Annotated in this window: 11 protein-coding genes; 5 read left to right on the plus strand and 6 right to left on the minus strand. The window is 58.8% G+C overall.

The genetic code is table 11. The features are described from left to right. Positions 1-7: 7 nt before the first annotated feature. From flhA to hypA, 6 genes are all read right to left on the minus strand, one after another. The gene (flhA, locus tag QMG90_RS05630) at positions 8-2086 is read right to left on the minus strand and encodes a formate hydrogenlyase transcriptional activator FlhA (RefSeq protein WP_283282953.1); all 2079 of its coding nucleotides are present in this window, start codon (positions 2084-2086) and stop codon (positions 8-10) included. An 83-nt stretch (positions 2087-2169) separates the two neighbouring features. Next, complete coding sequence (gene hypE, locus QMG90_RS05635; protein WP_283282954.1) at positions 2170-3180, minus strand: hydrogenase expression/formation protein HypE; 1011 nt, start codon at positions 3178-3180, stop codon at positions 2170-2172. Next, on the minus strand, positions 3177-4298 hold the full coding sequence (hypD, locus tag QMG90_RS05640) for a hydrogenase formation protein HypD (RefSeq protein ID WP_283282955.1): 1122 nt from the start codon (positions 4296-4298) through the stop codon (positions 3177-3179). The genes hypE and hypD overlap by 4 nt, the downstream gene beginning before the upstream one ends. After that, a complete protein-coding gene (locus QMG90_RS05645) occupies positions 4298-4570 on the minus strand; it encodes a HypC/HybG/HupF family hydrogenase formation chaperone (protein WP_038157553.1) in 273 nt (90 codons plus the stop codon). The genes hypD and QMG90_RS05645 overlap by 1 nt, the downstream gene beginning before the upstream one ends. Continuing rightward, positions 4561-5433 carry a hydrogenase nickel incorporation protein HypB gene (hypB, locus tag QMG90_RS05650; protein WP_283282956.1) on the minus strand — a complete coding sequence of 291 codons (873 nt, stop codon included), beginning with the start codon at positions 5431-5433 and terminating at the stop codon, positions 4561-4563. Before hypB ends, QMG90_RS05645 begins: the two co-directional genes overlap by 10 nt. Before the next feature lie 3 nt (positions 5434-5436). Then, positions 5437-5787, minus strand: coding sequence for a hydrogenase maturation nickel metallochaperone HypA (gene hypA, locus QMG90_RS05655; RefSeq protein WP_283282957.1), 351 nt, complete (start codon positions 5785-5787; stop codon positions 5437-5439). A 305-nt stretch (positions 5788-6092) separates the two neighbouring features. On the opposite strand from hypA, the gene QMG90_RS05660 reads away from it, so the two are divergent. From QMG90_RS05660 to hyfE, 5 genes are read left to right on the plus strand one after another with little or no spacing between them, the layout of a single operon-like run. Further along, positions 6093-6713, plus strand: coding sequence for a 4Fe-4S dicluster domain-containing protein (locus tag QMG90_RS05660; protein WP_283282958.1), 621 nt, complete (start codon positions 6093-6095; stop codon positions 6711-6713). Continuing rightward, positions 6713-8728, plus strand: a complete 2016-nt coding sequence (gene hyfB, locus QMG90_RS05665; protein ID WP_283282959.1) for a hydrogenase 4 subunit B — start codon at positions 6713-6715, stop codon at positions 8726-8728. Before QMG90_RS05660 ends, hyfB begins: the two co-directional genes overlap by 1 nt. 10 nt (positions 8729-8738) lie before the next feature. Beyond that, positions 8739-9689 (plus strand): respiratory chain complex I subunit 1 family protein, encoded by a 951-nt coding sequence (locus QMG90_RS05670; RefSeq protein ID WP_283282960.1) that lies wholly within the window; start codon positions 8739-8741, stop codon positions 9687-9689. A 12-nt stretch (positions 9690-9701) separates the two neighbouring features. After that, positions 9702-11144, plus strand: coding sequence for a hydrogenase 4 subunit D (locus QMG90_RS05675; RefSeq protein WP_283282961.1), 1443 nt, complete (start codon positions 9702-9704; stop codon positions 11142-11144). Between the two features lie 11 nt (positions 11145-11155). After that, complete coding sequence (gene hyfE, locus QMG90_RS05680) at positions 11156-11806, plus strand: hydrogenase 4 membrane subunit (RefSeq protein ID WP_283283893.1); 651 nt, start codon at positions 11156-11158, stop codon at positions 11804-11806. The last annotated feature ends 1 nt before the right edge of the window (position 11807 follow it).

The raw sequence follows: 11807 nt of genomic DNA on the forward strand, positions 1-11807 counted from the left end.
CACGCGCCTACGCCAGCGCGTCTTTATCTATGCCAAGCCGTTTCATCCGTGAGAGCAGGGTGGTGCGTTTCAGCCCCAGCTTTTGCGCGGCGCCTCGTGGCCCGGCGACCACGCCGTTCGACGCTTTCAGCACCCGAACAATCAGCTGATATTCGTCTTCGCCATCCCGTGCCTGTTCCGTGGCGGTCAGCGGCATGTCCGGTATCTCTGTGGTCAGTTCCGGTAGTGACAGTTGCAGCACGTTGCCGTGCGTCAACAGCACAGCGCGCTCGACCACGTTCTCCAGCTCGCGCACATTTCCCGGCCACTCCATACGACTGAGCGCGCGCAGCGTTTCTGCCGGAATGCTGTCGATGTTGCGCCCCATGCGGCGGGAAATTTTAGTGGTGAAGGCTTTGACCAGCAAGGGAATATCTTCCGGACGCTCGCGCAATGGCGGCAGGTGGATCGGAAACACGTTCAGACGATAGTAAAGATCGCTGCGAAACTCCCGGTCGGTCACCATCTGCTTCAGGTTGCGGTTGGTGGCGGCAATCAGCCTGACGTCGGTCTGAATCAGCTTGTTGCTGCCGAGACGCTCAAACTCCTGTTCCTGCAATACCCGTAACAATTTTGGCTGCAACTCCAGCGGCATGTCGCCCACTTCATCCAGAAACAACGAGCTTTTATCCGCCAGTTCAAACCGCCCGATGCGTTGCGCGCTGGCGCCGGTAAAGGCACCGCGCTCATGGCCGAACAGATCGCTTTCCAGCAGCCCGGCAGGCATTGCGGCGCAGTTCATTTTCACCATCCGGCGGCTGTTGCGACTGCTGAGATTGTGGATAGCGCGGGCAATCAGCTCCTTGCCGGTGCCGGTTTCGCCGAGGATCAGCACGGTGCTGTCGCTTTGCGCCACCATTTCGACCTGCTTGAGCACGCTGTACATGGCGTCGCTGCGGCCGATGATCTCGCCGGATTCGCTTTCGACACTATTGAGCTGTTCCGTGAGCGCCAGGTTTTCATTTACCAGTCGCTCTTTCAGGCGATGAATTTCCTGATACGCAAGCGCGTTATCCACGGCGATGGAGATGCGTTCGGCAATCTGGCGCAGCAGCTTCAGGTTGGTGGTGGTAAATACTTTTTCATCACACTGCGCCAGCTTCAGCACGCCCAGCATGGTCTCGCCGGACATCAGCGGTAGCAGGCACAGCGTCTGGATTTTGTTATCCCAGATCTCAAACAGCATCCGCTCGTAGGGCGCAAACGGGTCGCGCTCGTGCAGGTTGAGCAGAAGCATCTCTTTGCTTTTAAATACTCGCTCTGTCAGCGTTCCCGCTTCGTCGGTTTCACTCTGGTTGTGGACAGGGTGATGGTCGTCGAGGTAATGGGTGGAGTAGATGTTGAGCTTGCCTTTGCGGTTGCTGCGCAGCACCACGCTGATGGCATCGATACGGAAATAGTGGTGGATCTCCTTCGCCACTTCGCTGACCAGTTCATCCATGTCGAGACGCGACAGCACGGCGTTGGTGATCGCCACCAGAATGCGGAAGTTATCGCGCTCATGGCACAGCATTTCGTAATCGACGTTGTTGGTGACCCGGCTCTGGATCTGCTCGGTGACGACAGCAACGAGCTGGGTAAACACATGCAGGCGCTGATACTCCTGCTCAGTCCACGGCCTGTCATCATTGCGAATAAATTCGCAGCCGCCAAAGATATGGCCTTCCGCTGCCAGCGGCAACAGGCAGTAACGGCCGAATGCCGGATAGAGCGGCTCTGCCGCCAGTTGGGGCCAGGCGTCGCGGAATTCCTGATAGTTGCAATGCAGCGCATCCGGTCGCGACAGCAGACGGCGCACTGGCCCGTGCGCCAGTACCGTTTCATCTTCGTAGGTGATGGGTTTTCCCGCGACCGGCGTGGCGTAGTAGCTGGCCCGGTGATTGCCAGGATGCCAGAGCACAATTGCCGCCCGATCCGCCAGCGCGGACTGCTTTACCAGCCGCAACAGCGCCTCGCTGAGCGCGGCAAGATCCGGCTGCTGTAGTAACGTGCGGGTGATATCGAACAGCCCCTGCTGCCCGAGATCCCCCATGGGGGTATATGACATTGCACTCATCCAAAAAATGACGCGGGAAACCGACGAATTTTATTGTGACTTAATGATTAATATCGGTTTTTTGAATAAAAGCATTAACAGATTCTGGGTAACGGCTCCGCATGCGGTAAATCCAGCGTACGCTTCACGCCGTACAGGCCCGTCAGGCGAACGCCGCGGCGTTCCACCACTTCACCAATCATAGCGGCATGCTGGCCGAGCGGGTGTGAACGTAGCTGTGCCAGCACGCTGTCGGCGGCATCACGGGCGACCGCGATCACCAGTTTGCCCTCGTTAGCGAAGTTGAGGGCTTCCAGACCGAGCAGTTCGCAGACGCCGCGCACCGCGGCATTGACCGGCAACTGCTGTTCGTTGAGTTCGATACCGCAGCCGCTGGCGGCGGCAAATTCATGCACCACCGCGTTCACGCCGCCACGGGTGGCATCACGCAGGGCTTTCACACCAGTAATGCCGCGCAGCGACTGGATCAGCGGCGTCAGTACCGCGCAGTCGCTTACCAGCTCGCCGTCAAGCCCCAGCTGTTCACGTAGGTTAAGGATGGTAGCGCCGTGATCGCCGAGCGTGCCGCTGACCAGCAACACGTCGCCAGGCGTTAGCGTCTGCGCGCCCCAGTGAATATCCGCCGGAATGGCGCCCAGCCCGGCAGTATTGATAAACAGCTTGTCCGCCGCGCCGCGCTGTACCACTTTGGTGTCGCCGGTGACGATGGCGATGTCCGCCGCTTTTGCTGTCTGCGCCATACTGTTAACCACCGCTTCCAGCGTCGCCATTTCCAGCCCTTCTTCGAGAATAAATCCGCAGGAGAGGAAACGGGGGATGGCGCCACTGACGGCGACGTCATTGGCGGTTCCGCAAACCGCCAGCTTGCCGATGTTGCCGCCAGGGAAAAACAGTGGATCGATAACATAGCTGTCGGTGGAAAACGCCAGCCGATCGCCCTGGGCGGTGAACTGCGCCAGATCAAGCCGCGCCTGATCTTCCTGCTCCGCCAGCCACGGATTATTAAACGCCTGCATAAACAGATCGTTGATTAACTGCTGCATCGCCTGGCCGCCGCTGCCGTGCGCTATCTGGACGCTTTTCATGCTTCACATTCCTGACTTCGATATTGATACCATGCGGCGCATGCGCCTTCGGAAGAGACCATCAGCGCGCCAAACGCACTCTGTGGGTTACAGGTATTGCCAAATAACGGGCACTGATGCGGTTTGCAACGGCCCGTCAGCACCTCGCCGCAGCGGGCGCGCGGATCGTCATACACTTTCTGCGGCGCTGGCCGGAAATACGCTTCGGCATCAAAACGCTGGTAGTCGTCGGTTAAGCGGACGCCGGAGTCGTTAATCAACCCCAGCCCGCGCCATTCGCTGTCGCCTCTGACGGTAAACACCTCGGCGATGGCGGCCTGCGCCAGCGGGTTGCCGCTGTCCGGCACCACGCGACGGTACTGGTTTTCCACCTCGCTTTTCGCGGCGATTTTCTGCTCGACCAGCATGCAGACGCCCTGCAGCAGATCCATCGGCTCAAACCCGGCGACCACTAATGGCCGGTGATACTGGCTGGCGATAAACCCGTAGGCGTCAGTGCCAATCACCATGCTGACATGCCCCGGCGCAAGGAACGCGTCGATGCCGTTATCCGGTTGCTCCAGCAAACTGCGCAGGGTCGGAATTAAAGTGATGTGCTGGCAGAAAAAGAAGAAGTTGTCGACATTCTGCTCGCGCGCCTGTTGCAGGGTAATGGCGGTGGTGGGCATGGTGGTTTCAAACCCGAGGCCGAAGAACACCACTTTGCGTTGCGGGTTTTGCTGCGCCAGTTTCAGCGCATCCATCGGCGAATAGACGATGCGAATATCCGCACCACGCGCTTTTGCCTGCATCAGCGAGCCGTTTTTGCCAGGTACGCGCATCGCGTCGCCAAAGGTGCAGAAAATCACTTCCGGGTGGCTGGCGATCTCGGTACAGGTATCAATGCGCCCCATCGGTAGCACGCACACCGGGCAGCCCGGGCCGTGGATGAATTCGATGTTTTCCGGCAACAACTGGTCGAGGCCAAATTTAAAGATGGCGTGCGTATGCCCGCCACACACTTCCATGATGCGCAGCGGTCGCGCGGCGGTGTAATCGAGAAGTCCGGCGCGCGCGCTGAGGTGAGCGATAAGTTTCATCACCTGTTCGGGCGCACGGTATTCATCCACAAAGCGCATTATCTCTCCTCACCGTACAGCAGGGCACCGACATCCGGCTCCACCTCGTACATGTTTTGCAGCGCCGCCAGCGTGTCGCGGGCTTCCGTTTCATTAATCACGCTCATGGCAAAACCGACATGCACCAGCACCCACTGACCGAGGCGCGACGCGCCGGTGTCATCAACGTGACCGACCAGAGTGAGATCGACATCGCGGCGAATGCCATTGACGTCCACTTTCGCCATGCTGCCGTCAATGGCGCAAATCTGACCGGGAATGCCTATGCACATCGCTGTGCCTCCAGCCAGTTTAGCCAGTGTTCCATGCCTTCGCCGCTGGTGGCGGAGATAAGGATGATTTCAATGTCCGGGTTCACTTCCCGCGCATACGCCATGCATTTTTCCACGTCGAAATTGAGGTACGGTAGTAAGTCGACTTTGTTGAGCAGCATCAGCGAGGCGGCAGCGAACATATGCGGATATTTCAGCGGCTTGTCTTCGCCTTCGGTGACCGACAGCACCGCCACTTTATGACGTTCGCCGAGATCAAACCCCGCCGGGCAGACGAGGTTGCCGACGTTTTCAATAAACAGAATGCCGCCATCGTCGAGCGGCAGACGCGGCGCGGCATCGGCAATCATCTGCGCATCCAGATGGCAGCCTTTACCGGTATTCACCTGAATGGCAGGCGTGCCGGTAGCGCGGATGCGCGCGGCATCGTTAACGGTTTGCTGATCGCCTTCAATGACCGCACAGGGCACACGGCCGTTCAGCCGTTGCAGGGTTTCGGTCAGCAGGGTGGTTTTACCGGAGCCGGGGCTGGAAACCAGATTCAGCACCAGTTGTTGATGCGCGGCAAAGCGCGCGCGGTTGCGGGCGGCGAGCTGGTTGTTTTTATCCAGCACGTCGATTTCCACTTCCAGCATCCGGCGCTGGCTCATGCCCGGCGCATGGGTGCCTGCTTCGCCATGACCGTAATGCAGGTCGCCGTGCTCAGATTGTGTGGGGGCGAAATCCTGCGTTTTGATCCCGGTGATGCTTAGCGCAGGGCGCGCAGCAGGGGCGAACGGGGCGCCACGAAACGCCGAATGAGGATTGTGTTCGTCACCTTCAATATAGAGGTTGCCTTCTCCGCAACCGCAAGTGGTACACATAGCTTACTCCTGATCAATTTCAATTCGCTGGATCTGCATCCCGTCATCCGCCACGATCTGCAGCGCGTCACTCTGACACTGCGGGCAGCGGCGAACATGTTGTGACAGCAGATGAACGTATTGCTGACAGCGTTCGCACCAGCACTCGGCCTGCTGCTCTTCAATATGCAGTTTACAGCCTTCCGCAAGCGTGCCGCGACATACCAGATCAAAACAGAAGCGAAGTGAGCTGCTTTCTACGCAAGAAAAAGCCCCAATTTTGAGCCAGACCCCGGTTACGCGTTTCGCGCCATTTGCCGCGGCCTGCTGTTCGACGATTTCTATCGCCCGCTGGCAAAGCGTAATTTCGTGCATAGTGCCTCCGTCTGCAATTTGTCGCAGAAATGCAAAATACAGACCAGCTTTTATCCCTTTGATTTTTGAAACGAATAGCACAAGCGACACGGTAAAAATGACACTTATGACGATCTGTCGCCACGAATGACGGTGGCCGGGGATCGGCTAAAAACGGCGATCGTCAGAAACGTCGTCACACTGTCGATGACAGGCCATACTGATGTCTTATTTTGTTTATCTTATTGATTTTAATATGAATGTTTAACTGGCATGAGATTTGCTAATCAAGCGAGATCATTTTCTTCAGCTTCAGAGGAATATACATGAACCGCTTTGTGATTGCGGATCCTCAGTGGTGCATCGGATGCAATACCTGCCTCGCAGCCTGCACTGATGTCCATAAAGCGCAGGGGTTACAGCAACACCCCAGGCTTGCGATGACGCGAACCGAAAGCAGCACTGCGCCTGTGCTCTGTCGTCATTGCGAGGACGCGCCCTGCAAACAGGTGTGTCCGGTGAACGCCATCGCCTTCGAGGACGGCGGCGTTCTGCTTAACGAAAGCCTGTGCATCGGTTGCAAGCTGTGCGGCCTGGTCTGCCCCTTTGGCGCGATTACGCCGGCAGGCAGTTCGCCGGTGGATGTGCCCGCGCAGTATGAACACGTCGTACCCGCCGGGCTGCTCGGTGATGTGCCGGCAAGCCCGGAGGGGATGAACCCTTTCCTGAGCTGGAACGCCGGTATCCGCACCGTCGCGGTGAAGTGCGACCTGTGCCACTTCCTGCCGGAAGGACCCGCCTGCATTCGCTCCTGCCCAACGCACGCACTGCATCTTATCGAACCTGAGTCGGTGAACGCGCAAATACAACAGCGCAGGGCGCTCACGGCGCTGTCGATGCCGGATGCGTTGCCGGGCATGGATTACCTCACAGGGGAGCAAAGCTGATGGATTCACTGCAATTACTAATGTGGTCTGTGGTGCTGTATGTCATCGGTGGGGTGATTTCGCTGCTGCTGCAGAATAACGAGCGGGGCGCTATCCGCGTCGCCGGGTTGTGCGCCATCGCCGGGGGTATCCTTGGGCTTTGCAGCGCGCTACCGGTGTTGCTCGGCGGAGAAGTGCTGACCTGGAGCGCCACGGGGCCGTTCTCGTTTGCCCCCTTTAGCGTGCGCATGGACAGCCTTGCGGCCTTTATGGTGACAGTGATTTCACTGCTGGTAACCCTCTGCGCGCTCTATTCACTCTCCTATATGGAGGAGTATCTGGGCAAAGGCGCGGCGTCGATGGGCTTCTTCATGAATCTGTTCATCGCCTCAATGGTTGGCCTGATGGTGATGGACAATGGCTTCTGGTTCATCATTCTGTTCGAAATGATGTCGCTGGCATCGTGGTTCCTGGTGATCGCCGACCAGAGCGAAGAGTCAATCAAAGCCGGTCTGCTCTACTTCTTCATCGCTCACGCCGGTTCAGTGCTCATTATGGTGGCCTTCTTCCTGATGTGGCGCGAAAGCGGCAGCCTCGAGTTTGAGTCGTTTCGTCACCTGAGCCTGACCCCGGTGATGGCTTCCGTGGTCTTTATTCTTGCCTTCCTCGGGTTCGGCGCCAAAGCCGGTATGCTGCCATTGCACAGCTGGCTGCCGAAGGCGCACCCGGCGGCACCTTCCCATGCTTCTGCATTAATGTCCGGGGTGATGGTGAAGGTGGGGATCTTCGGCATCATCAAAGTGGGTGTTGATTTGCTCGGCGCGAGCCAGAGCTGGTGGGGCATCCTGGTGCTGGCCTTTGGCGCGGTTTCCTCCGTGCTGGGCGTGCTGTACGCGCTTGCTGAGCACGATATCAAACGCCTGCTGGCGTGGCACACGGTCGAGAACATCGGCATCATCCTGATGGGCGTCGGGGTGGGGATGGTCGGCATTGCCAGCCATCATCCGCTGCTGGCGGTCATCGGTCTGCTCGGCGCGCTGTTCCACCTGCTGAACCATGCGCTATTCAAAGGGCTTTTGTTCCTTGGCGCCGGGGCGGTGATCTTCCGCGTTCACACCCGTGATATGGAAAAAATGGGCGGTCTGGCGAAGCTGATGCCGCTCACCGGCGCTGCTTTTCTCATTGGCTGTATGTCCATTTCTGCACTGCCGCCGCTGAACGGTTTCGTCAGCGAGTGGTTTACCTATCAGTCGCTTTTCACCATGAGTCACGACGGCGATTTCGCCATGCGTCTGGCGGGGCCGGTGGCGATCGTCATGCTGGCGATCACCGGCGCGCTGGCGGCGATGTGCTTCGTTAAGGTCTACGGCATCAGCTTCTGTGGCGGGGCGCGCAGTGAGCAGGCAGAGCATGCGCGCGAGGTGCCATGGCCGATGACGGCGGCAATGATCGTGATGGCGCTGCTGTGCGTTGCACTCGGTGTGGGCGCTTCCGTTGTCGCTCCGGTGCTGGCGCAGGTGGCGACCTCGCTGACGCACGGCGCCGATGTGACCGTAGCGAACAATATGCTGCTACAGCCGGGCGACAGTGCGCAGGCGATGCTCTCTCCGGCGGTCTCTTTCCTGCTGCTGATTGCGTTGCCAGTGCTACCGCTTGCGGTGTGGTGGGCGCTGCGCGGCGATCGCGGCGCATTTCGTCGTCGTGGGGAGCCGTGGGCTTGCGGTTATGCCTGGGAAGAGGCGATGTCGGCTTCCGCTGGCAGCTTTACCCAGCCACTGCGGGTGATGTTCGCACCGCTGTATCGCATGCGTAAGCAGCTTGATCCGTCGGCGGCGTTGAATCGCAGCCTGACGAAAGTCACCGAAGGGGCCGCGGCGGTCGAGCCGTTCTGGGACGACCGTATTATCTGGCCGCTGGTACGTCTGGTTCAGCGGATGGGGGCCGGCATCCAGCGGATGCAGAGCGGGGATTTCCGCCTCTACTGCCTGTATGTGGTGGTAGCGCTGGTCGTTCTGTTACTGGCTGTGGCCCTGTGAGGAGAATGAGATGTTAATCCAACAAACGCCAGAATGGGGAATGGGGCTGTTTGCGCTCTGTCAGGCGGCGGTACTGCTGGCGCTGACGCCGCTGATGACCGGTATTTCCCGCCAGATCCGCGCGCGGATGCAATCGCGCCGTGGCCCGGGCATTTTTCAGGACTATCGGGATCTCGGCAAGCTGATGAAGCGTCAGCCGGTAGGGCCGAAACAGTCCGGCGCCATGTTCCGCGTAATGCCATGGGTATTGCTCAGCAGCATGCTGCTGGTAGCGATGGCGCTGCCGGTCTTTACTCGCACGTCGCCGTTCGGCGGGGCGGGAGATCTGATCACTCTGCTGTATCTGTTCGCCCTGTTCCGTTTCTTCTTTTCGCTCTCGGGGCTCGACAGCAGCAGTACCTTCGCCGGGATTGGCGCCAGCCGTGAGCTGACTCTCGGCATTCTGGTTGAGCCGATTCTGATCCTCGGCCTGCTGGTGGTGGCGCTGATTGTTGGTTCCACCAACATTGGCACCATCAGTGCGGTGCTGTCAGCGGGCTGGTCCTCGCCGCTGGCTATCTTTATGGCTTTCCTGGCCTGCGGTTTCGCTGCGTTCATCGAGATGGGCAAAATCCCCTTTGACGTGGCGGAAGCGGAACAGGAACTGCAGGAAGGGCCGCTCACCGAATATTCCGGTGCCGACTTTGCGCTGGTGAAGTGGGGGATTGGCCTCAAGCAGGTAGTGGTCGCCGAGATGTTTCTCGCAGTGTTCATTCCGTTTGGCAAGGCGGCGAGTCTCACTGCATCGGCGCTGCTGCTGGCACTGGTGGTGATGATTATCAAGCTGGTGGTGGTCTTTGTGCTGGCCTCCATCGTTGAGAACTCGCTCGCACGCGGACGCTTCCTGCTGACCCATCGCGTGACCTGGCTGGGCTTTGGCATCGCGGTGCTGGCCTTCGTCTTTTACTTTACCGGTCTGTAAGGAGCGCCGCTAATGATGGAAAAAATAGCGCTGACGACCCTGCTGCTGCCGTTTATCGGCGCACTGCTGACGGCCTGCCTGCCGCAGCGCCGGGCGCGCATCGTCTGTACTTTGTTTGCGCTGCTGGCAACCCTTGGCACGGTGGCGCTTGGCTGGCAGTTTCTGGCAGGCGGAAAGGTGGCACAGACCTGGACGCTGGTGAGCTATCACGGTGTGGCGCTTTTTGGCTTCACTCTTGACCGGATAAGCACGCTGATTGTTTTCGCGGTGGTGTTCCTCGGCTTGCTGGTGAGCCTGTACTCTACCGGCTATCTGACGACCGGCAACCGTGAACACCCGCATGACGGCGGGAATCGTTACTACGCGTTTCTGCTTATCTTCATCGGCGCGATGGCGGGGCTGGTGCTCTCTTCAACGCTGCTCGGGCAACTGCTGTTCTTCGAAATTACCGGTGGCTGTTCCTGGGCGCTGATTGGCTACTACCAGACGCCAAAATCCCAGCGTTCGGCAATGAAAGCGCTGCTGATTACTCACGTTGCGTCGCTGGGGTTGTATCTGGCTGCCGCCACGCTGTTCCTCAACACCGGTACCTTTGAACTGAGCGCGCTGAGCCAGCTTTCAGGTAGCGCCAGTTATATCGTCTACGGCGGGATCCTGTTCGCTGCGTGGGGGAAATCGGCGCAACTGCCGTTGCAGGCCTGGCTGCCGGATGCGATGGAAGCCCCTACGCCAGTGAGTGCTTACCTGCATGCCGCGTCAATGGTGAAAGTCGGGGTGTATATTTTTGCCCGCGCCATTATCGACGGCGGTAACGTGCCGCACGTGATTGGCTGGGTCGGGATTGTGATGGCCACTATCACGCTGATCTACGGCTTCATGATGTACCTGCCGCAGAAAGACATGAAGCGCCTGCTGGCGTGGTCCACCATCACCCAACTCGCGTATATCTTCCTCGCATTGTCGTTGGCGGTGCTGGGCTCGAAAGAGGCGTTTGACGGTGGGATTGCCTACATCTTCAACCACGCGTTTGCCAAGAGCCTGTTCTTCCTGGTTGCCGGGGCATTCAGCTACAGCTGCGGCACGCGTTTGCTGCCGAAGTTGCGGGGTGTGATGAGCAAATCGCCGCTGCTCGGCATCGGTTTTTGCGTCGCCGCGCTGGCGATTGCCGGTGTGCCGCCGTTTAACGGTTTCTTCAGTAAATTCCCGATTTTTGCCGCTGGCTTTTCACTCTCCACCCACGACTGGGCGCTCATCCCGGTCATGGTGCTGGTGCTGATTGAGTCGGTGGCGAGCTTCGGCTGGCTGATTTACTGGTTTGGTCGCGTTGTGCCCGGGGAGCCGAGCCCGGAAGTGGCGCAGATGTCGCCGCTGCCGCTGGCAATGCGTGTGGTATTGGTCGTGCTGGTAGTGATGTCGCTGTGCTCAAGCGTGATTGCTGCCCTCTGGCTTAACTAAGGGAGTCGATGATGACCGGAACCTTAATTGTTAATAATCTCGCCGGGCTGATGATGGTGACATCGCTGCTGGTGATTGGTGCCAGGCATCCGCGTAGCTCCTGCTGGTTCTACGCCCTGCAATCGCTGGTGCTGGTGCTGATTTTCTTCACACTTTCCAGAACGCTGGATTCCGAACAACTGCTGATGTGGTCGTTCAGCGCCTTCCTCACCAAAGTGGTGCTGGTGCCGCTGATTATGGGCTATGCCCTGCGTAAGCTCGCCGATCCGGCAGCGGATGTGAGCCTGATAAGCCCGGCGATGTTAATGGTCGCGGCGGCAGTGATTGTGGTGCTGTGCTGGTTTGTGGTGCATCCGGTAGCGCTGCCGCTGTTGCACGAGCTGAAGCCTGCGCTGGCGGTGGCTCTGGGTCACTTCCTGCTGGGGCTGCTGTGTATCGTCACTCAACGCAACATCCTCAAACAGGTGTTTGGCTACTGCCTGATGGAAAACGGTTCGCATCTGGTTCTCGCCCTGCTGGCGTACAAAGCGCCGGAACTGGTAGAGATAGGGATTGCCACCGACGCTATCTTCGCGGTGATTGTCATGGTGCTGCTGGTGAGGAAAATCTGGCGCACGCTCGGCACGCTGGATGTCAACAAACTGACGGCGCTGAAGGGATAAC

Source organism: Trabulsiella odontotermitis (genome assembly GCF_030053895.1).
GTDB lineage: Bacteria > Pseudomonadota > Gammaproteobacteria > Enterobacterales > Enterobacteriaceae > Trabulsiella > Trabulsiella odontotermitis_C.